General features: G+C 69.2%; 21 protein-coding genes. 8 read left to right on the top strand and 13 right to left on the bottom strand.

Going from position 1 to position 19,185, the window contains the following annotated elements:
• Positions 1–7 precede the first annotated feature (7 nt).
• Together OHA21_RS06035 and OHA21_RS06030 are read right to left on the bottom strand one after the other, a co-directional pair.
• Entirely contained in the window at positions 8–1,450 is a 1,443-nt protein-coding gene (locus tag OHA21_RS06035; protein WP_328470980.1) for an FAD-dependent monooxygenase, read from the bottom strand.
• Positions 1,447–2,046 (bottom strand): PadR family transcriptional regulator, encoded by a 600-nt coding sequence (locus OHA21_RS06030; RefSeq protein WP_328470978.1) that lies wholly within the window; start codon positions 2,044–2,046, stop codon positions 1,447–1,449. The genes OHA21_RS06035 and OHA21_RS06030 overlap by 4 nt, the downstream gene beginning before the upstream one ends.
• Positions 2,047–2,157: 111 nt before the next feature.
• Between OHA21_RS06030 and OHA21_RS06025 the strand changes: the two genes are divergently transcribed.
• Positions 2,158–2,973 carry a DUF427 domain-containing protein gene (locus tag OHA21_RS06025; protein ID WP_328470976.1) on the top strand — a complete coding sequence of 272 codons (816 nt, stop codon included), beginning with the start codon at positions 2,158–2,160 and terminating at the stop codon, positions 2,971–2,973.
• 15 nt (positions 2,974–2,988) lie between these two features.
• Here OHA21_RS06025 and OHA21_RS06020 read toward each other — a convergent pair whose 3' ends face one another.
• Positions 2,989–3,789, bottom strand: a complete 801-nt coding sequence (locus OHA21_RS06020) for a nuclear transport factor 2 family protein (RefSeq protein ID WP_328470974.1) — start codon at positions 3,787–3,789, stop codon at positions 2,989–2,991.
• Positions 3,790–3,807: 18 nt separating this feature from the next.
• Positions 3,808–4,401 (bottom strand): dihydrofolate reductase family protein, encoded by a 594-nt coding sequence (locus tag OHA21_RS06015; protein ID WP_328470972.1) that lies wholly within the window; start codon positions 4,399–4,401, stop codon positions 3,808–3,810.
• Between the two features lie 179 nt (positions 4,402–4,580).
• Between OHA21_RS06015 and OHA21_RS06010 the strand changes: the two genes are divergently transcribed.
• The gene (locus tag OHA21_RS06010) at positions 4,581–5,978 is read left to right on the top strand and encodes an IS1380 family transposase (protein ID WP_328468718.1); all 1,398 of its coding nucleotides are present in this window, start codon (positions 4,581–4,583) and stop codon (positions 5,976–5,978) included.
• Between the two features lie 268 nt (positions 5,979–6,246).
• Positions 6,247–7,644, top strand: coding sequence for an IS1380 family transposase (locus OHA21_RS06005; RefSeq protein WP_328468718.1), 1,398 nt, complete (start codon positions 6,247–6,249; stop codon positions 7,642–7,644).
• Between the two features lie 243 nt (positions 7,645–7,887).
• Here OHA21_RS06005 and OHA21_RS06000 read toward each other — a convergent pair whose 3' ends face one another.
• From OHA21_RS06000 to OHA21_RS05980, 5 genes are all read right to left on the bottom strand, one after another.
• The gene (locus OHA21_RS06000) at positions 7,888–8,646 is read right to left on the bottom strand and encodes a hypothetical protein (RefSeq protein WP_328470970.1); all 759 of its coding nucleotides are present in this window, start codon (positions 8,644–8,646) and stop codon (positions 7,888–7,890) included.
• On the bottom strand, positions 8,631–9,197 hold the full coding sequence (locus OHA21_RS05995; protein ID WP_328470968.1) for a PadR family transcriptional regulator: 567 nt from the start codon (positions 9,195–9,197) through the stop codon (positions 8,631–8,633). The genes OHA21_RS06000 and OHA21_RS05995 overlap by 16 nt, the downstream gene beginning before the upstream one ends.
• A 312-nt stretch (positions 9,198–9,509) precedes the next feature.
• On the bottom strand, positions 9,510–9,758 hold the full coding sequence (locus tag OHA21_RS05990; RefSeq protein WP_328470966.1) for a hypothetical protein: 249 nt from the start codon (positions 9,756–9,758) through the stop codon (positions 9,510–9,512).
• Positions 9,755–9,916 carry a hypothetical protein gene (locus OHA21_RS05985; protein ID WP_328470964.1) on the bottom strand — a complete coding sequence of 54 codons (162 nt, stop codon included), beginning with the start codon at positions 9,914–9,916 and terminating at the stop codon, positions 9,755–9,757. Before OHA21_RS05985 ends, OHA21_RS05990 begins: the two co-directional genes overlap by 4 nt.
• Positions 9,917–9,933: 17 nt before the next feature.
• Positions 9,934–10,818 (bottom strand): LysR family transcriptional regulator, encoded by an 885-nt coding sequence (locus tag OHA21_RS05980; protein WP_328478316.1) that lies wholly within the window; start codon positions 10,816–10,818, stop codon positions 9,934–9,936.
• Between the two features lie 73 nt (positions 10,819–10,891).
• Between OHA21_RS05980 and OHA21_RS05975 the strand changes: the two genes are divergently transcribed.
• Positions 10,892–12,091, top strand: coding sequence for an MFS transporter (locus tag OHA21_RS05975; protein WP_328470962.1), 1,200 nt, complete (start codon positions 10,892–10,894; stop codon positions 12,089–12,091).
• Here OHA21_RS05975 and OHA21_RS05970 read toward each other — a convergent pair whose 3' ends face one another.
• Entirely contained in the window at positions 12,092–12,532 is a 441-nt protein-coding gene (locus tag OHA21_RS05970) for a MarR family winged helix-turn-helix transcriptional regulator (RefSeq protein ID WP_328470960.1), read from the bottom strand.
• A 78-nt stretch (positions 12,533–12,610) separates the two neighbouring features.
• Here OHA21_RS05970 and OHA21_RS05965 point away from each other — a divergent pair, with 78 nt between their 5' ends.
• The 3 genes from OHA21_RS05965 to OHA21_RS05955 all read left to right on the top strand — a co-directional run bounded on the left by OHA21_RS05965 (position 12,611) and on the right by OHA21_RS05955 (position 13,935).
• Entirely contained in the window at positions 12,611–13,036 is a 426-nt protein-coding gene (locus OHA21_RS05965) for a MarR family winged helix-turn-helix transcriptional regulator (RefSeq protein ID WP_328470958.1), read from the top strand.
• Between the two features lie 144 nt (positions 13,037–13,180).
• Positions 13,181–13,552: a hypothetical protein gene (locus OHA21_RS05960; RefSeq protein WP_328470956.1), complete on the top strand. Its 372-nt coding sequence runs from the start codon at positions 13,181–13,183 to the stop codon at positions 13,550–13,552.
• Positions 13,549–13,935, top strand: a complete 387-nt coding sequence (locus OHA21_RS05955; protein WP_328470954.1) for a roadblock/LC7 domain-containing protein — start codon at positions 13,549–13,551, stop codon at positions 13,933–13,935. The genes OHA21_RS05960 and OHA21_RS05955 overlap by 4 nt, the downstream gene beginning before the upstream one ends.
• Before the next feature lie 56 nt (positions 13,936–13,991).
• Here the strand turns inward: OHA21_RS05955 and OHA21_RS05950 are convergent, their stop codons facing one another.
• From OHA21_RS05950 to OHA21_RS05940, 3 genes are all read right to left on the bottom strand, one after another.
• Complete coding sequence (locus OHA21_RS05950) at positions 13,992–14,318, bottom strand: hypothetical protein (protein WP_328470952.1); 327 nt, start codon at positions 14,316–14,318, stop codon at positions 13,992–13,994.
• Positions 14,319–14,374: 56 nt separating this feature from the next.
• Positions 14,375–15,493, bottom strand: coding sequence for an aminopeptidase P family protein (locus OHA21_RS05945; protein ID WP_328470950.1), 1,119 nt, complete (start codon positions 15,491–15,493; stop codon positions 14,375–14,377).
• Positions 15,494–15,575: 82 nt separating this feature from the next.
• Positions 15,576–16,973 carry a hypothetical protein gene (locus tag OHA21_RS05940; RefSeq protein WP_328470948.1) on the bottom strand — a complete coding sequence of 466 codons (1,398 nt, stop codon included), beginning with the start codon at positions 16,971–16,973 and terminating at the stop codon, positions 15,576–15,578.
• A gap of 125 nt (positions 16,974–17,098) precedes the next feature.
• On the opposite strand from OHA21_RS05940, the gene OHA21_RS05935 reads away from it, so the two are divergent.
• Complete coding sequence (locus OHA21_RS05935) at positions 17,099–19,063, top strand: right-handed parallel beta-helix repeat-containing protein (protein WP_328470946.1); 1,965 nt, start codon at positions 17,099–17,101, stop codon at positions 19,061–19,063.
• Positions 19,064–19,185 lie beyond the last annotated feature (122 nt).

The raw sequence follows: 19,185 nt of genomic DNA, 5'->3' as shown, positions 1-19,185 counted from the left end.
GCACCGATTATCTCGGTGCGTTCGGCGTCGTGGTCCGTTGGCCCAACCAGTGGTGGATTGCCTGTTCGGGGGTGTCGCTGTCGTTGCCGCGAATCCACGCGGTATGTCCGTCCGGGCGCAGCATGACAGCCTCGAGGTCCGGTTGCTCGGGGCAGGCCGCCTCTACGACGTCGACGTGGTCGGCCCACGGCCTCATGGCGTGGTGTCCGGCCAGATCGATCAGTAACGGGCGTCCGGGTGACAGAAGCTCGGCCACCTCGGTGACGCCGGCGGCTGTGGTGAGCTGGAGGTTCGGGAACAGTCGGCCCAGCCACGGATGACTTCCCGCAGGTGTCATGTCGTATGAGGTGTCAAGGCAGGTGACGACCTCGGCGAAGGCCTGATTGCCGCCGGGGTGTGTGGCTACCCGGGTGAGCAGGTCGACGAGCGGTTGCAGTTTGTCGTCGGCGTTGCCGAGCAGCACCTGGGCGCGGGTGCTGGCCAGCACCTTCTGCCCGACGGCATGCCGCTCGGTGTGGTAGCTCTCGAGCAGATGGTCCGGTGCAGTTCCGTGAACGGTGGCCGCCAGCTTCCAGCCCAGGTTGAACGCATCGTCCAGCGCCACGTTGATGCCGATCGCGCCCGCCGGTGGGTGGATGTGCGCGGCGTCGCCGGCCAGGATGACCCGGCCGTGTACGTAACGCTCCGCCTGTCGTGAGGCGTCGCTGAACCGGGTCACCCAGCGAGGTTCGGTCAGCCGGACGTGGCGGCCGAGAGCATGGTCGACCGCTGACTGCAGGGCCGCCAGGGTGACCGGGGCATCGGGTTGCGGGTCGTCGGTGGTGATCCGTACGTAGCCGGGACGCGGAATCAGGAACACCGATCCGCCGGGCCCGGTGCTTACGCCGAATGGCAGTGCTTCGGGATCGGCGAGGGTGACATCGCCGAGAAGTGAGTAGCGGGTGGCATCGGTTCCCGGAAAAGCGATGCCGGCCCTCTTGCGGACAGTGCTGCGGCTTCCGTCGCAGCCCACGACGTACCGGGCTCGCAGGCGATGGTCGCCGACGGTGACCAGGACCGCGTCGTCGGCCTCCTCCAGGTCGAGCAATTCCTGCCCGCGCCGGATGTCGGCACCGAGCCGGGTCGCCTGCTCCTCCAGAAATTCTTCCACCCGGGTCTGCGGGATTCCGAGGGTGTAGGGGTGGTCGGTGAACGCGTCGGCGAGCCCGAGAGTCACCGGCAGCGAGGTGAAGGCGGCCTGCGGCGCCTGCCACCCTTCGGCGATGAGTGGTGCGGCAAGGCCCCGTCGTGCGAGAAGATCCAGGGAGCGGGAGTTGAGCGTGAACCCGCGGCAGAAGCCGGGCCGCTGCGCATGACGCTCGACCACTACGGTGTCGATGCCGGCGAGGCGGAGCTCGCAGGCCAGCATCAGCCCGGCCGGGCCGGCTCCGGCGATGAGAACGTCGATCATGGCGTGTCCTTCGGGTCGGACCACGTCTCGGGCCAGGACAACGTGCCGTCGCGGATCTCGTCGCGCGTCCGTTGTGTCCACGCGCGCTCGGCTTGCAGGGCGTGCAGCGCGTACTCACCTTCGATCATGAAAAGGCGGGGCAGCAGCCCGGTGCCGACTGTCTCGTCCAGCATCTGCTGGGCCTCCTCGATCTGCCGATCGAGGTGCCGGACCCGTTCGGTGAGGGCTTCCGCGGCTCGTTCCGGTCCGAGAGCGCCGAGGTACGAGACCGCGGCCATGAATTTCGGATACTCCGTTGCAGGTGTACGGATCAACTCGTCGACCCAGCTGACGAACTCCTGCTGTCCCACCTCGGTGGTCGCATAGACGGTCCGCTCCGGCCGCCGACTGTCACGCACCGTCTCGACCTCAGCGATCCAGCCGTGGCGCAGGAGGGACTGCACCGTGTCGTACAGCGAACCGGTGTTGACCTTGAAGCTGTTGTCCTTGCCTCGTTCGCGCAGCGTCGAGGCCATCTCGTAGGGATGCATGGTCTTCTCCTGCAGCAGGCCGAGCACGGCCAGTGCCAACGTGTTGGAGACCTTCCGTCGCGCCATCCTGAACCCCTCCATAGTCGGATCCGACTATAAGACACCGACTAAAGGAAGGCGAGTCGCGAATCTGATGGAAGGCGTCCGAGCGCGCGTTCAGCGGTAAGACTTGCCGTCATGAGCGTGAACGTGGGTGACGAAATGATGAGGTTGCTCGGCGTGCTACGGCACGAGCCGACGGACAAATGGGTCCGCGCCCGGCTCGGCAGCCGGCTCGTCATCGACAGCCGTGCCGCGCTGCTGCTGTGGGAACCGCGGCGCATCGTGCCCACCTACGCCGTGCCGGACAAGGACGTCCGAGCCGAGCTCGTGCCCGTGGAGCCGGCTGCGGGCAGCGACGTAGCGGTGCTGCACCCCGGCATCCCGTTCGCCGCGCACTCCACGCCCGGGCAGGCGTACGACGTACGCGAGGGCGACGACGTCCGCGAGCGCGCCGCGTTCCGCCCGGACGACGGGGACCTAACCGGTCACGTCGCGTTCGATTTCGACGCCTTCGACTGGACGGAGGAGGACGAGCCCGTCTTCTCACACCCTCGCGACCCGTTCTCCCGCGTCGACGCGCGGCGCAGCAGCCGGCACGTGCGCATCGAGCGGGACGGCGTGCTGCTCGCCGAGTCGCACACCCCGACACTCGCGTTCGAGACGAAGCTGTACCCGCGCTTCTACCTGCCCCGCGAGGACCTCAAGGCGGAGGTCCTGCCCAGCGACATGGTGACGGCCTGTCCATACAAGGGCCGCGCGACGTACCTGTCATTCGCGGCAGGGGAGAATCTGGCCTGGACCTACCCGGATCCGCTGCCCGACGCGTCGCCGCTCGCGGGCCTTGTCGCGTTCTTCGACGAGGTTGTCGACGTGATCGTCGACGGCGTGCCCCGGGAGCGGCCCGATTCGCCGGTCGCCAAGGTCATGAAGGACGAGTTCGGCGTCTCCTGAAGCGCGCAGCGCGCGTCAGCCGTCGGTGACCTGCCAGCGGGAGACTCTGCCGTCCACCACGGTGGCGGTCCAGCGGGCCGGTCCGGCGAGGGCCGGTTCGCTGCATGTCGAATAGCCGGTGACGGTCACGGTGCCGCCGTCGACATTCACTGTCACGAATTCGTTGCGGTAGTCGGGGAACGCCGCGAAGAAGCTCCGCCAGGCCTCGGCGCACGCTGCCTTTCCCGTGATCGCTGCGCCGGCCGCGTCGACGAACGTGTGGTCGTCCGTCATGAGCGCGCTGAGACCGGCGAGGTCGCGGTCGTTGATGCAGTCGTTGAAGGCATAGGCGACGGAGCGGGGGCTGTCATCCTTGAGGAGCGAGTCGAAGAAGGCGGACTTCTGCCGTTCGTACTCGTCGGGATCGCCGAGGTGGCGGAGCTTGATGTCGTTGTACGTCTGCACCAGGGCGGGGTCCGCGGCCATGCGTTCCCAGGTGCGGGTGAACCGTACGTCGTGCTCCGATCCGGCCGGAGTGACTGCCACGCCGGTCGGCAAGGCGGCCTCGACCGAGAAGGTGGCGAGCGTCGCCTGCCAGATCTCCGGGTGCACCACCTGGTAAACCGACCGCAGCGTGGTCACCACCGCGGCGAAATCGGCGGGCGGTATCCGCAGGTGCAGATCGACGTCGCCCTTCGTGAGGGCGCCGGGAAGCGAACTGCCACCGACCAGGACAAGATCGTACGGGCAGGACAGCAGAACGGTCAGCCGGTCGCGTTCGTGCCGCAGGATCGCCTGTGCCGTCGAGAGGAAATCGGAGCCGGGCCGCACGGTCATCAGCCCTTTCGGATCGCGCTATCGCTTGACTGTGTAGTGCAGGTGGAGAACGCGATCACCATGCACGATGCTGTCCGGATCCTCGAGCAGGACGGTGCCGGCGTGGCTGCCGAAGAACCGCACCCCTTTACCCAGGACCACCGGTACGAGGTCCATCGCCACCTCGTCGACGAGACCCGCCGAGAACGCCTGCCCGCCGACATCGCCCGCGGTCACGCAGACCAGGCCGTCTCCCGCCAGCTCTCTCGCGAGTCTGATGCCTTCCTCGACGGACCCTGCGGTGTGGAACGGCGCGTCGGGGAACCTGGAGAGCCACTCCTCAGGCAGCGGCCGATGGGTGATGACCACCAGTGAGTCTCCGGCTGCCGGCACACCAGACCAGCCGTCGGTGGTGTCGAACAGGTGGCGACCGATCACCGTGCATTTGACGTCGTCCCAGAACGGCTGCAGGTATTGGGCAGACGCCTGGCTCACGTTGAACGACCACTTGTCATTCGCGTGGACGGTGACGTCGCCGTTTCCGTACCAGTCGAACAGAGGCCCGACCGAATCGTCGGGGTAGGCGATGTATCCGTCCAGCGAGACCACAGCTTGCATGACGACCCGTGCCATCGTTTCGCTCCCCTGCTCTCAGCGACCGAACAGTTCGTGCTCCAGTTCGTCCACCCTAACCTCGGCCCTTCGTTAAGGGCTGTCCACGGAGTGGGCGGAGAAAGAAGAAGTGCCTTCTGATCAGGGAAAATAGGACTTGCTGAGGGTCCGATGTTCCTGTCACGGAAGGCACTTGCTGGGTGAAGGCTACCGCAACACGTCCGAAGATCACGGTGACTGGTGGCGGGCGGGGCGTGGTCGCTCACGCTGGTGCCCGGCTGCTGGCCGATCTCGCCGACGCGACCGGGTTGACCAGCGCGTTCAGTCTTGGGTTGACGGGTCTGCGGCAGCGCGGTGGCGGGCACGACCCGGGCCGGATCGCGGTCGATCTCGCGGTGATGCTCGCCGACGGCGGCGAAGCGATCGCCGATCTCGCCGTCCTGCGTGACCAGGCCGGCCTGTTCGGGCCGGTCGCCTCCGACCCGACCGCCTGGCGGCTGCTGTCGAAGGTGGACGAGGCGATGCTGGCCCAGCTGCGAGCCGCGCGAGCCCAGGCTCGGGAAGTGGCCTGGGCTCAGCACGCCGAGGTCCGCGGCGACCTGCCACAGGTCACCGTGGCCGGCCGCAAGATGCAGGGCCTGGTCCTGGACATCGACGCGACGATCGTCATCTGCCACTCGGAGAAGGAGGCAGCGACCCGGACCTGGAAGAAGACCTTCGGCTATCACCCGTTGTTCTGCTTCCTGGACAACACCGGCGAAGCCCTGTCCGGGCTCCTGCGCGAGGGCCGGGCCGGGTCGAACACCACCGCCGACCACATCACCGTCCTGGACCAGGCACTCACCCAGATCCCCGACGCCCACCGGCACGGCACCCCGGTCCTGCTGCGCAGCGACTCGGCCGGCTCCAGCCACGGCTTCCTCGCCCACATCCGATCGCTGCGCGAGCAGCACCTGGACATCCGATTCAGCGTCGGCACCGCGATCACCGAACCCGTCCGGCAAGCGATCACCGCGGCCTCCGGCTGGATCCCCGCCATCGACACCGACGGCGACCTGCGTGAACACGCCGAGGTCTGTGAGATCACCGGCCTGTTCGACGCTACCGGCTGGCCGCAGGGCACCCGGTTCCTGGTCCGCCGCGAACGCCCGCACCCCGGCGCCCAGCTGTCGCTGTTCGACACCATCGAAGGCTGGCGGCATCAGGTCGTCGCCACCGACACCCCACCCGGCAACGGCGGCATCCAGTTCCTGGAGGCCCGGCACCGGGCCCACGCCCGCGTCGAAGACCGCATCCGCACCGGCAAGGACACCGGCTTCGGCCGGTTCCCGTCCCGGCACTTCGCGATCAACCAGGCCTGGCTACAACTCGCCCTGACCGGCATCGACCTACTCGCCTGGACCCAAACCCTGCTCCTCGACGGCGACCTCGCCACCGCCGAGCCCAAGAGACTGCGCTACCGGCTGCTGCACGTCGCCGCCCGGCTCACCCGCACCGCCCGCCGGACCCGCCTCGCCATCGCCGCCGACTGGCCCTGGACCGAGGCCCTGACCAGCGCTTTCAGCCGCCTCGCGGCACTCCCACGACCCGCAGGCTGACCCAGCAACCCACGTCCCACCAGCTTCACGGAGGAACCCGGCCCTGCGCCGGGCCATCAGCATGCCAGCAACCCGGCAAACCGCATCCGAAGTCACATCAATCGATCAGCAGCTATGGACGATGAGCCAAGTGAAAGACCGAGGCTAACCTCGGCCCTTCGTTAAGGGCTGTCCACGGAGTGGGCGGAGAAAGAAGAAGTGCCTTCTGATCAGGGAAAATAGGACTTGCTGAGGGTCCGATGTTCCTGTCACGGAAGGCACTTGCTGGGTGAAGGCTACCGCAACACGTCCGAAGATCACGGTGACTGGTGGCGGGCGGGGCGTGGTCGCTCACGCTGGTGCCCGGCTGCTGGCCGATCTCGCCGACGCGACCGGGTTGACCAGCGCGTTCAGTCTTGGGTTGACGGGTCTGCGGCAGCGCGGTGGCGGGCACGACCCGGGCCGGATCGCGGTCGATCTCGCGGTGATGCTCGCCGACGGCGGCGAAGCGATCGCCGATCTCGCCGTCCTGCGTGACCAGGCCGGCCTGTTCGGGCCGGTCGCCTCCGACCCGACCGCCTGGCGGCTGCTGTCGAAGGTGGACGAGGCGATGCTGGCCCAGCTGCGAGCCGCGCGAGCCCAGGCTCGGGAAGTGGCCTGGGCTCAGCACGCCGAGGTCCGCGGCGACCTGCCACAGGTCACCGTGGCCGGCCGCAAGATGCAGGGCCTGGTCCTGGACATCGACGCGACGATCGTCATCTGCCACTCGGAGAAGGAGGCAGCGACCCGGACCTGGAAGAAGACCTTCGGCTATCACCCGTTGTTCTGCTTCCTGGACAACACCGGCGAAGCCCTGTCCGGGCTCCTGCGCGAGGGCCGGGCCGGGTCGAACACCACCGCCGACCACATCACCGTCCTGGACCAGGCACTCACCCAGATCCCCGACGCCCACCGGCACGGCACCCCGGTCCTGCTGCGCAGCGACTCGGCCGGCTCCAGCCACGGCTTCCTCGCCCACATCCGATCGCTGCGCGAGCAGCACCTGGACATCCGATTCAGCGTCGGCACCGCGATCACCGAACCCGTCCGGCAAGCGATCACCGCGGCCTCCGGCTGGATCCCCGCCATCGACACCGACGGCGACCTGCGTGAACACGCCGAGGTCTGTGAGATCACCGGCCTGTTCGACGCTACCGGCTGGCCGCAGGGCACCCGGTTCCTGGTCCGCCGCGAACGCCCGCACCCCGGCGCCCAGCTGTCGCTGTTCGACACCATCGAAGGCTGGCGGCATCAGGTCGTCGCCACCGACACCCCACCCGGCAACGGCGGCATCCAGTTCCTGGAGGCCCGGCACCGGGCCCACGCCCGCGTCGAAGACCGCATCCGCACCGGCAAGGACACCGGCTTCGGCCGGTTCCCGTCCCGGCACTTCGCGATCAACCAGGCCTGGCTACAACTCGCCCTGACCGGCATCGACCTACTCGCCTGGACCCAAACCCTGCTCCTCGACGGCGACCTCGCCACCGCCGAGCCCAAGAGACTGCGCTACCGGCTGCTGCACGTCGCCGCCCGGCTCACCCGCACCGCCCGCCGGACCCGCCTCGCCATCGCCGCCGACTGGCCCTGGACCGAGGCCCTGACCAGCGCTTTCAGCCGCCTCGCGGCACTCCCACGACCCGCAGGCTGACCCAGCAACCCACGTCCCACCAGCTTCACGGAGGAACCCGGCCCTGCGCCGGGCCATCAGCATGCCAGCAACCCGGCAAACCGCATCCGAAGTCACATCAATCGATCAGCAGCTATGGACGATGAGCCAAGTGAAAGACCGAGGCTAATCGGGCGCACGGTGACCACGGCCTCCTGCTGCACGGCGGTGCGCGAGACCGCCCAGCGCCAACGCGGTCCGGCTCTGCATCCTGCTGTCCCGGGGTCAGACGTCGATGGCTTCTCCTGGGAGCGTGCCGGCGTCGCCGTCGCGTGCGATATAGGGCCGTACGAGTCCGCTCGTGGGGGCGTCAGTGGTGTGGTAGGGCTCGTGGTTGACGACGAACGGCCGGACGAGGTCTGGCGTCTCGGCGGCGAGGAGGAGTTCGACGGTGTCGGCTTCGGCGCTGAGCATGCTTGCCAGCAGGCCGATGGCGTTGACGTCCCGGGGCAGGTTCTCAGCACGGGCGACGAAGAAGCCGAAGATCAACGAGGTGCTGACGGCGAGAACGGCGACGGCGACCCCGGTGCCCCAGCTCAGCAGCGCCAAGCCCATGTCGAGTTCCGCCGCGTAGCAGACCATGGGCGCGACCGCCGAGAGCAGGCCGACGAGGAGGGCGACTGAGACGGCGTTGGCCTGGGCCGCTGCGTAGTCGATCGACGCGAATCGGGCTCCGCCGGTGGGCTTGGCACGGCGGCTCCAGGATTGGAAACGGTGCCCGATCGCCCTGCCGAACGCGGCGGTGAGGAAAGCGAACGAGGTACAGAGTTTCAGGATCTGGCCGGGGCGGTCGTCGATGTAGGCGCGCCATTCCTCGGACAGCACCTGCGCCTCGTCGGGGTCGCGGGCCCACAGCTTTGCGGCCACCACGACTATGCGGCGGGCCACCGGGGCGGACAGCGCCCAGATGTCGTTGGCGAGCACGCCCAGCAGAACCGCGCCGACGATGGCGAATAGTTGCCCGCTCATCAGGCGCCCGCCCATCCGGGAGTCGGCCGTGGCCTTCTGCTCGCCGCGGGGCGTTGCGCTCGTCGCTCCTGGAGCAACTGTGTCGCGGTTTCCACGCCGTGCCCGGTGAGCCGATAGAAGCGGCGTCGCGGTTTGTTGATGTCGGGATGATGGTCTTCCCAGCGCGCCTTGACCATGCCGTAGTCGGTCAGCCGTTCGAGGATCTTGTAGACCGTGGGGCTGGATCGTTTGGCGGCCTTGGTGATCGCCCAGCCGTAGAGCTCGTAGTCCCGGGCCTCGAGCAACACCTCGAGGACGTCCAGGAGCGGCTCGGTCACTCGAACTGGCCCATCGGTCACCGCCAGAGGGTAGCGCTTGAGGAAGGTAGGTGAAATAAGGATCGCAGTGCTGGCTGAAGCTGCGAGGCAAACCTTCCCGGACGCGAGGAAGATCAGTGCGACGGCCACCGCCAAGATGTCGATCAATCGGAAAGTCACTGCACTGCGGGACGCATAGCGCTTCCCATTCACCGTCGACATCCCGTTGCCGGGGGCCAGCAATGTGATCATTTTCAGTTCGTCCGTCACGTCTCGATGTAACAATCGACGAGCAGCACCGTACTGCACCGGCGCACCGCGACGAGCCACACCAGGAATGCCAAGAATTCATTGACGGGCCCTACTTGCGAGTAAGAATCGCATATCCGATCACTGCAGGTAGCCGCCGTCGAACTTCAGGACATTGTCGCTGGTTGCGGGTTCTCGAAAAACGGCACTTCCAAAGAATCGATCTATGCTCCGCTGATGCGTCAATTCGGTAAACGAAGATCCACGGCGCACTGAGATCGCCGAGCATGCCCGCGACGGCGAGCCACTTCCTATCCGGGCGCGTGGCTGGGTTCAGCCGATGTGAATCAGGAGCACTTCGTCGTCGGTGAGGCTCCCGATGGTGTCGCGCAGCAGCGACAGCGTTTCTCCGAGAGCTTGACGGGCCTCTTCGTCATCGAGTTCCAGCTCGATCGGGCCGTCGAGCAGGTCCTCAGGTTCGTAGGCGGCCGGGTCGAGGCGCTCCAGGAAAGCCTTCGCGTCGCCTGTGATCAGCGTGGTGTAGTCGTAGTCAGCGTTGATGGCCTCGGAAGCTTCGCTCAACCCGGGCTCTCGAGCACCACGCCCTTCTCGTCCAGTTTGTCCAGCACGTTGAGCATCACATAGCCGGACCAGCCGTACTCCTCGCCCAGCTCCTTGCCGAACTGCTGGATCGCTTCCCCGGCGCGTGCTGAACCGGCGGCGCTGACGATCGACGGCATCCACGGGCGGCATTCTGTCAGTCGTAGGGGCCGGCCTGTTCCACGAAGGAACGGAAGCGGACCGCCGCCGGGCTCATCGGGCGGTCCGTGCGCCAGGTCAGGCCGACCACGCGCTCAGCACCGGGCGTGTTCAGGGCGAGGCCGATCGTTCCGGAGGCCCCGGCGAACTGCTCCGGAACCAAGGCCACGCCCAGGCCGGCGCCCACCAGCCCTTCGACAGTGGCCAGGTCACCGATCTCGAAGTCGACCTGCGGGGTCACGCCGGCCGCCGCGAAGAGGTCGTCGACCTGGGCACGGAAACCGAAGCCGGACGGGATCGTCACGAAGCTCTCCCCCACCACGTCGGCCAGTTGGGCACGGCGGCGGCCGGCCAGGCGGTGTCCGGCGGGGACGATCAGGGTCAGCCGCTGGCGTTGCAGGGCCAGCCATCCGTACGGGCCGGGCGGGCGAGGCGACGTCAACGCCAACTCGGCGACGCCGGCAGCCAGGTCGCGCAGAATCTCGTGGCCGGGTTCCTGGCGGAGCTCGACACGCAGGTGGGGAGCCTGTTCCCGGACGTCGTGCAGGATCCGCGGGACCAGCGATGTGGCCATCGAGTCGAGGAAGGCCAGCCGGACAGTGCCCGATTCGGGATCGAGCAGGCCGGCCAGGTCACGGCGCAGACGGTCGTGGCGGTCGACGAGGTCGCGGGCGGCGGTCAGGACCAGGTCGCCGAGCGGGTTGGGGTGGACGCCTTTGGCGTCGCGTTCGAACAGGCGGGCGCCGAGCTCCGCCTCCACCCGGGACAGCAGCCGCGACAAGGTCGGCTGGCTGGTGCCGAGCACGGCAGCGGCGTCGGTGACGTGGCGGTGCTCACCGAGGGCGAGCAGGCCGCGGAGATCCTCGATCTGCACGACGCTCATCATACGGATCACGCATCAACTCGATGACTTTCATGCATTGGACGTATCAAATAGCGCGGCGGACAGTGGCTTGATGGGCATCGGGTATCGGGTCGGTGAGCCGGGCTACCGCCGGGTCAGCCTGGCCCTGTTCGCGGCGGGCGTGGCGACGTTCGCCCTGCTCTACAGCACGCAGCCGCTGCTGCCGGAGCTGAGCGCGGCGTTCGGTGTCACGCCGGCCGAGAGCGCCTGGTCGCTCTCGCTGACCACGATCGGCCTCGGCGTGGCCCTGCTGATCACCGGCCCGCTGTCGGAGAAGGTGGGCCGGACCCGGCTGATCCACCTGTCGCTGACCCTGTCCGCGGTGGTCGGCCTGGCCTGCGCGGTGACGCCCGACTGGCACCTGCTGCTCGGTCTGCGGCTGCTGCAGGGGGTGACGCTCGCCGGGCTGCCCGCGGTGGCGACTGCCTATCTGCGCGAGGAACTGCATTCCGACACGCACGCGCGGGCCGCCGGGCTGTACATCGGCGGGACGGCGCTGGGCGGGATGGTCGGGCGGTTGGTCGCCGGCGTGTTCGGTGAGGCGTACGGATGGCGGGTTGCTCTTGCGGTGGTCGCCACCATCGGACTGCTCTGCGCCGCCGCTGTCGCCGGCCTGTTGCCTGCCTCGCGCAACTTCGTGGCGCGGCCGACGGCGGCGATGACCCGGCGGGCGTTCACCGACCCCGCGCTGCTCGGCCTGTATGCGATCGGCGCCTGCGCAATGGGCGCGTTCGTGGCGGTCTACAACGCGATGGGCTTCCGGCTGACCAGCGAACCCTTCGCTCTCGGCGTCGGCGCCGCGGGCGCCGTCTTCCTGGTCTATCCGGTGGGCACGCTGAGTTCGACGGTGGCGGGCCGTTTAGCTGATCGGTACGGGCGACGCGCGGTGATGCCGTTCGGCTGCCTGCTCACCGCGGCGGGGTTGCTGTTGACGCTGCCGGACCACCTGCCGGTGGTGGTGTTCGGGCTGGCGGTGATGACCGCCGGCTTCTTCTGCGTGCACGGTGTGGCCAGCGGCTGGGTGCCGGTGCGGGCGCATGCGGGCGGGGTGCCGCCGGGGCAGGCGGCGTCGCTGTACCTGTTCGCCTACTACGCGGGTTCGTCGGTGTTCGGCAGCCTGGCCGGGACGGCCTGGTCGGCGGGCGGCTGGCCGGGTGTGGTGCTGCTGGCGTCGATCTTCGTAGCGGCCGGCGGCGGACTGGCGCTGGGCCTGCGCCGCGTGCCGGTCCTGGTGGGGGCATCGGCCCGCTGATCACCAGCGGGCGCCGTGGTGTTCGGCCAGGGTGGCGAGCAGACGGGTCAGCTCGTCGCGGTCGGCCGGGCTCAGTGGCGCCAGCAACTGCTCCTCCACGTCGGCGAGGATGCGGTCCAGCGCCGCGAGCCGCCGCCCACCGGCCGTGGTGAGGGTGATGACGTTGCGGCGGCGGTCGGACGGATCGGGGGCGCGTTCCACCTCGCCGCGCGCGGTCAGTTCGTTGATGACGGCGACCAGGTCGCTGCGGTAGATGCGGGTGCGTTCGCTGAGTTCGGCCTGGCTGGCCGGGCCGAACTCCTCCAGGGTGGCCAGCACGGCGTAGTGCCACTTGCGGGCGTCGACCTCGGCCAGAGCCTCGTTGACCAGGCGGTCCGATCGGGTGGCGACCTGCGACAGCAGGCGCGTCCGCGATCTTCCCAGGCGCTTCGCTTCAGACACGAAAGGACCCTATCACTTGCGTTAGTGGCACTAACGAACTAGCTTCGTTAGTGCCACTAACGGATTGAGGAGCCCACCATGACCACCATTCCCTTCGGCACCCAGCTCATCGGCCGCACCGAGAAGGCGCTCAACGCCATCCTCGAGCGACACCTGGCCGGGACCGGCATCACCGAGCCGCAGTGGGTCGCGCTGACCCTGACCGTGACCAGCGGCGGCACCCTGCCGGAGGCCGCCGTCGTGGACCGGATCCGGCAGGCGCAACAGGTCGACGCGGCCACGGCCGCCGAGCGGGTGGCCGAGCTGACCGCCGCTGGGCTGGTGCGGACCGCCGCGGACGGCACACTGGCGGCCACCGAGCGCGGCACGGCCCAGTGGAGTTCGGTGCGGGCAGCCACCGGACGGGTCACCGAGCAGCTGTGGGGTGACCTGCCCGAGGCAGAGCTCGCGGTGGCCGCCCGGGTGCTGAATACCGTGCTCACGCGTACCGATGATGTTCGGTGAAGGGTTGTCCATCGGCCGAGGCGACGCCGGGGACATCGTTCGGTCGACCCCTACCGGGGTCGTCCGACGCCTGATCAACGATGTTCGGCCGGTCCTGGGTTTAGATCGGTGACGAAGCAAATACCTGCGTGCCAGGGTGGCCCGATGAACATCGAGACTGCGCTGAAGGAAGCGATGAGCATCGAGGGCGCCATCGGGGTGGCGCTGGTGGACTACACGAGCGGGCTGACCCTGGGAGTGCTCGGCGGCGGTCCCACGATGGACATGAACATCGCCGCGGCGGGCAACACCGACGTGATCCGGGCCAAGGTCCGCACCCTCGGCATGCTGGGCCTGCAGGACGGCATCGAGGACATTCTGATCACGCTGGACACGCAGTACCACCTGATCCGGCTGCTGCAGGAAAAGCAGCACGGTGACGCGTTCTTCCTCTACCTGTCGCTGCACAAGGACCGCGCCAACCTCGGTCTGGCCCGCCACCAGCTCCGCAAGATCGAAGCCGAGCTCGAGGTATGACCGACAACCATCAGGCCGTGTACGCGGAACTGGCCGCACTGCGCTACCAGGTGCCGGGCGTGCTCGGCTGCGTGGTGGCCGGCGTCGACGGCCTCCTCGTCCTGCACGACACCAGCACCGGCACCGAGCCGCACGACGTGGCAGCGCTCGCGGCCGGCGCGCACGGGATCAGCCGCACTGCTGGGGCGGTGCTCCAGCAGGGCGGGTTCACCGAGGTGACCATCCACAACCAGAGCGGTTATCTCGCGGTCTATGCGATCGGCGAGCTGGCGCTGCTGGCGGTGCTGGGTGACGGTGGGCTCAACATCGCACGGCTGCATCTGGAGGCGCGTACGGTCACCGCACGCCTGGCCGAGCTGCTGCAACTGCGCAAGGTCGGCTGATCAGGCGCTGCCCGCTTCAGATCGCGATGTCAACGCTGCGGAACATCCGCACAGGTTCAGCCGGCTACGGAGCAGGCCTGGCAGTAGAGCAGGCTGTGGCCCCAGGCGTACAGACCGGCCGCCGGCAGCAGGCTCAGTGCCCAGCCTGCGGTCGCCGCGAGCCGGGCGCGCGGGAAACGCCACAGCATGACCGGCAGGAAGGCGAGCAGGAAGAACGCCCAGGTCCCGGCGGTCGCATAGAGACTTCCGACGCCGTCGGCGCTCAGGCTCTCCATCCACTCGTTCTCGGTGGCCGCGGCCAGGTAGAAGAACGGGATCGCTGCCGCAACCACCCACAGCGTGCGCCCGAACACCGATGCGGTGACGCGAAGTTCCCTGCTCACGCCGGACATCCTGACACAGCCCGGCAACATCAACTAACGGTCGCGCTGGGTCGCGGTCAGCTGACCACCTGCAGGGCGTGGTCGGTGTTGTTGAGGCGGCGGCCGGCGTTCTCGGTCACGGTGACGATGTCCTCGATGCGGACGCCGAAACGGCCGGGCAGGTAGATGCCGGGTTCGATCGAGAAACACATTCCGGGTACGAGCGGACGCCGCTCCCCCACCACCATGTACGGCGGCTCGTGGGTCGTCAGCCCGATGCCGTGACCGGTGCGGTGGATGAAGTACTGGCCGCACCCGGCGTCGTCGATGACCTTGCGGGCGGCGCGGTCGATCTCCTCGCAGGCGATGCCGGGCTGGACCGCCTCGAACGCGGTCTGCTGGGCCTGCCGGACGATCTCGAACACCTCGCGTTCCTCGGCCGTCGGTTCGCCGACGTGCACCGTGCGGGTGGTGTCGGAGCCGTAGCCGTTCTTGAGGCCGCCGAAGTCGAGGACCACCATGTCGCCGTCCTGGATCACCCGCTCGCCCATCTCGTGGTGCGGGTTGGCGCCGTTGGGCCCGGAGCCGACGACGGTGAAGTCGACCTGCTCGTGGCCGTGCGCGCGCAGCAGGTCGGCGAGGTCGTTGCCGATGTCGCGTTCCCGGCGGCCGGCGAAGCGTACCCCGATGATCTGTTCGTAGGCCGCGTCGGCGGCTGCCCCGGCAGCGGCCAGGCGCTCGATCTCGTCGGCGTCCTTGACGGCGCGCAGCATCGGCAGGGTGCCGGTCATCGAGGTGTAGCGGGAGCCGGGCAGGGCTTCCTGCAGGCCGAGCAGGTGCAAGGCCCACGCCGAGTCGGAGACCGCGTACCGGCCGCCGGCGTCGAGCAGGCGGGCGGTGGCCGCGTACGGGTCCGCGCCGTCGGCCCAGTCGGTGATCGTCACGGCCGGCGCGCCGGGCGCTGCTTCCGCATCCGGGCGTTCCAGGACGGGAACGATCAGGTGCGGGTCGTGGTCGGCGTCGAGCACCAGCATGGTGATCCGCTCGGTGATCGCGGTGGGCTGGTAGCCGGTGAAGTAGACCAGGTCGGGCCCGGGCGTGACCAGGATCCCGGTGAGCCCGGCGGCCGCGGCCTGGGAGATCGCGTTCTCCATCCGGCGGGTGAAGTCCTTGGTGGTGAACGGCTGCACGGTCATCAGAGTCCCTCCGCGGATACGTCAGCGTTCCGATGCTCGCACCGCATGGGAGCGCCGCACATCGTCCGCCGCGGGTGATGCGTCAGACCACGAGCAGTCCGGGAGCGCCGCTGCACTCCTTGAGCCGCATCACCGCCTCGGCGGCGGGCAACTTCGCCGGCTGGATCCGCTCGCCGGTGGCCTCGTCGAGGTGGCGGGTGGCGTGGCCGGCCGCGGGCGGCAGCAGCGGGTAGTGGCGGGCGATGAGGTCGTCCATCTGTGCCTTGCGGTGGGCGAACGCGCCGACTCCGCGCCAGTGCCGGGTGGACGCGGTGGCGTCGTTGGCGATGCCGGGTGGGTCCGGCAGGACGCTGATGCTGTCGAACGGTTCGCTGCCGGCCAGCCACAACTCGGCGGCTTCGGTGACCGATCGTGACGACGATTCGCACCAGTAGGGCACCATCCCGGCGTCGAGCACGGCCCACGGGTCGGTCAGCCGGCCGGTGACGACGGCGCAGTGCCGTCCGCTGCTCGGCGCCGGCAGCCACGCGCGGTACAGGTCGGCGACGATCGCGCTCAGGGCCTGGGCGTCGGTGTAGACGACGCGGTGGGCCGGTGAGCCGAGGCCGGTGGCGAGGCGGCGCAGTTCCGGTTCGAACGCCGGGTCGCCGCTGGTCTCGGCGTACTGGCGGCGCAGCGCCAGGCCGGAGACCGGCCAGTCGACGGCGCCGACGCCGTTCAGCAGCCGCCGGAAGGCGCGGTTCTGCAGAGTGTGGTCGGCGGCGGCCCAGCCGCTGGTCGGGCTGCCGAGCTGGAAGCTGTATCCGGGCAGGCCGTTGAGGGCGGGCCAGGGGCGCAGGTCGCGAACCATCACGGTGCTGCCGCCCGGGGTCAGCCGGGAGGCCAGGAACGTCTGGTACGCCGTGGGCACCGCACGCCATCGCACGTTCAGCGTGACGGTGGCGCCGCACAGCGGGCCCCGCAGGACCGGGTCGTGCGTCTGGCGTACCGAAACTGCGGGGTTGCGGGCCAGGATGCGCTCGGCGAGGTGGCTGCCCCACAGCATCGCGGAGATCCAGTCTCCGGCGTCGCCGCCGGGCCAGGGCGCGGTGACGGTGAACGAGGTGGGCAGCCAGGCGGCGCCGATGGCCGCCGCGAGATGCACGGCGGCGCCGTGCGCAGACCCCACAACCACTGCGGGGTACGCCGAAGCACGGTGATGATCGACGATCCACGCCGCGATCGCGTCGGCGTCGATGTGGTCGATCTGTGCCAGCGGTACGGCCTGGTCGGCGGCGTCGGCCGCGAGCAGTTCCCGGCGCCGCGGCTCGGGGATGCCGCCGTGCCGGCCGAGCACCGGGATGTGCCGCAGGATGTCGCCGCGGCGCTGGTCGGGTGGCACGGCCATGGCGAGCAGGGCGCGGCCGACGCTGTCGGCGCACACCACCCGATCGGCGTGCGGGGTCGAGGTCGGCCGTGGGTCGAGGTCGGAGTTCGTCACAGCGGTACCGCCGTCCGGGCGAGGGTGCGATCGGCTACCCGCCGCGCGGAGGCGGTAAACCGCGATCGCAGTGCCAGTCACTCAGCCACGGCTGGGGCTATCGTGCTGGTGGGGAGGCGAAGATCATGACGTCTGTGTTCCATGTGGCGCCGGCCGGCTCGGACACCGCTGACGGTTCGGCGGACCGGCCGTTCCGCACGATCAACCGGGCTGCCGCGGTGGCGCGGGCCGGTGACACGGTTCTGGTGCATGCCGGGGAGTACCGGGAGTGGGTGAAGCCGCGCTACGGCGGGCTGAGCGACAACCGTCGCATCACCTACCAGGCGGCGCCGGGCGAGCACGTCGTGATCAAAGGTTCGGAGCGGATCGACGGCTGGCGGCCGGACGGCGGGACGGTGTGGGTGGCGTCCGTGCCGAACGGCCTGTTCGGCGAGTTCAACCCGTTTGCCGAGGAGGTCGCCGGGGACTGGATCGTCTACCGCGAGGGCGCGCCGCACAAACATCTGGGCGACGTCTACCTCAACGGCCTGAGCTTCTACGAGGTCGCTTCCCGCGCGGAGCTGGATGATCCGCCGTTGCGCACCGAGGTGCTCGACGACTGGACCGGCACCACGGTCGCGGTCGGCAACCCCGAGCAGACCCGGCATGTCTGGTACGCCGAGGTGGGCGACGAGACGACCACGATCTGGGCGAACTTCCAGGGCGCCGACCCGAACACCGAACTGACCGAGATCAACGTACGCCGCTCGGTGTTCTACCCCGACGCGCACCATCTGGACTACATCACGGTCCGCGGGTTCGAGCTGGCCCAGGCGGCCACCCCGTGGGCGCCGCCGACCGCGGATCAGCCCGGCCTGATCGGCCCGAACTGGGCCAAGGGCTGGATCATCGAGGACAACGTCATCCACGACGCGAAATGCTCGGCGATCTCGATCGGCAAAGAGGCCTCCACCGGCCACAACTACGCCACCGAGCGCGGCGACAAGCCCGGCTACCAGTACCAGCTCGAGTCCGTGTTCGCCGCCCGCCAGATCGGCTGGGACAAGGAGCACATCGGCTCGCACGTGATCCGCCGCAACCACATCTCCGACTGCGGGCAGACCGGCATCGTCGGGCACCTGGGCTGCGTGTTCTCCACGATCGAGGACAACCACATCCATGACATCGCGCTCAAGCGCGAGTTCTACGGCTACGAGATCGGCGGCATCAAGCTGCACGCGGCGATCGACGTGACGATCCGGCACAACCACATCCACCACTGCTCGCTCGGCACCTGGCTGGACTGGCAGACGCAGGGCACCCGGATCTCGCGCAACGTGTTGCACGACAACAGCCGGGACCTGTTCATCGAGGTCAGCCACGGCCCGTACGTCGTGGATCACAACGTCCTCGCGTCGCCGGCCGCGCTGGAGCTGTTCAGCCAGGGTGGCGCGTTCGTGCACAACCTGATCGCCGGCACGGTCCGGCTGGAGCCGGTGCTGGACCGGGCCACGCCGTACCACCGGCCGCACAGCACCCAGGTCGCCGGGTACGCGGTGATCGTCGGCGGCGACGACCGCTGGATCGGCAACCTGTTCACCGGCGGTGACCCGGCAGCCGCCTACGGCCCGGACGCCGAGGGTGAGGGCCCGGCGGTCGTGGGCACGGCCGGCTACGACGCCCACCCGGCCTCGTTCGAGCAGTACCTGGAACGCGTCAACCAGCGGCAGGGCGACCATCGGCGGTTCGCCGGTGTCCTGCAGCCGGTGTACGCGCGGGACAACGTCTACACCGGCGGCGCGGCCCCGTTCGCCGGCGAACCGGAGCCGGTCGTCGTGCCCGCCGCCCCGGTGCAGATCGTCGAGGACGGCGACGCCGTCTACCTGGTGAGCGACCTGCCGCCGGAGTTCGCCGGGCATCGTCTCGGGCCGGTCACCGGCCAAGACCTGCCGCGGGTCCGCTTCGCCGACGCCGACTTCGAGGAGCCGGACGGCTCCCCGGCGGCCTTCGACGTGGACCTGACCGGCGAGGCCAGGCAGCCGGGTGGACAGTTCCCGGCAGGGCCGCTCGCGGGTCTCGGGTCCGGCGGGAGCCGCATCCGGATCTGGTGACCGCTACGGCCGGGCGCATCATTACGCACCCCGTGCCGAGAACCGGTCCGGGGCTTGCCGCCGGGTCCCGCGTGCGATATGCCCGATAGCGACAGCATTGCCGACTATCGATTGGTCGTCGC

Source organism: Actinoplanes sp. NBC_00393 (genome assembly GCF_036053395.1).
Taxonomy (GTDB): Bacteria; Actinomycetota; Actinomycetes; order Mycobacteriales; family Micromonosporaceae; genus Actinoplanes.
The sequence above is the reverse complement of the archived record's forward strand: the minus strand, read 5'-3'. Positions and strand labels throughout refer to the sequence as shown.

What these genes read in the sequence shown, in the direction of transcription:
- OHA21_RS06035 (WP_328470980.1), bottom strand. Translation starts at nt 1,450, where the DNA reads ATGATCGACGTTCTCATCGCCGGAGCCGGCCCGGCCGGGCTGATGCTG.
- OHA21_RS06030 (WP_328470978.1), bottom strand. Translation starts at nt 2,046, where the DNA reads ATGGCGCGACGGAAGGTCTCCAACACGTTGGCACTGGCCGTGCTCGGC.
- OHA21_RS06025 (WP_328470976.1), top strand. Translation starts at nt 2,158, where the DNA reads ATGAGCGTGAACGTGGGTGACGAAATGATGAGGTTGCTCGGCGTGCTA.
- OHA21_RS06020 (WP_328470974.1), bottom strand. Translation starts at nt 3,789, where the DNA reads ATGACCGTGCGGCCCGGCTCCGATTTCCTCTCGACGGCACAGGCGATC.
- OHA21_RS06015 (WP_328470972.1), bottom strand. Translation starts at nt 4,401, where the DNA reads ATGGCACGGGTCGTCATGCAAGCTGTGGTCTCGCTGGACGGATACATC.
- OHA21_RS06000 (WP_328470970.1), bottom strand. Translation starts at nt 8,646, where the DNA reads ATGGGCGGGCGCCTGATGAGCGGGCAACTATTCGCCATCGTCGGCGCG.
- OHA21_RS05985 (WP_328470964.1), bottom strand. Translation starts at nt 9,916, where the DNA reads ATGCCGTCGATCGTCAGCGCCGCCGGTTCAGCACGCGCCGGGGAAGCG.
- OHA21_RS05980 (WP_328478316.1), bottom strand. Translation starts at nt 10,818, where the DNA reads ATGAGCGTCGTGCAGATCGAGGATCTCCGCGGCCTGCTCGCCCTCGGT.
- OHA21_RS05975 (WP_328470962.1), top strand. Translation starts at nt 10,892, where the DNA reads ATGGGCATCGGGTATCGGGTCGGTGAGCCGGGCTACCGCCGGGTCAGC.
- OHA21_RS05965 (WP_328470958.1), top strand. Translation starts at nt 12,611, where the DNA reads ATGACCACCATTCCCTTCGGCACCCAGCTCATCGGCCGCACCGAGAAG.
- OHA21_RS05960 (WP_328470956.1), top strand. Translation starts at nt 13,181, where the DNA reads ATGAACATCGAGACTGCGCTGAAGGAAGCGATGAGCATCGAGGGCGCC.
- OHA21_RS05955 (WP_328470954.1), top strand. Translation starts at nt 13,549, where the DNA reads ATGACCGACAACCATCAGGCCGTGTACGCGGAACTGGCCGCACTGCGC.
- OHA21_RS05945 (WP_328470950.1), bottom strand. Translation starts at nt 15,493, where the DNA reads ATGACCGTGCAGCCGTTCACCACCAAGGACTTCACCCGCCGGATGGAG.
- OHA21_RS05935 (WP_328470946.1), top strand. Translation starts at nt 17,099, where the DNA reads ATGACGTCTGTGTTCCATGTGGCGCCGGCCGGCTCGGACACCGCTGAC.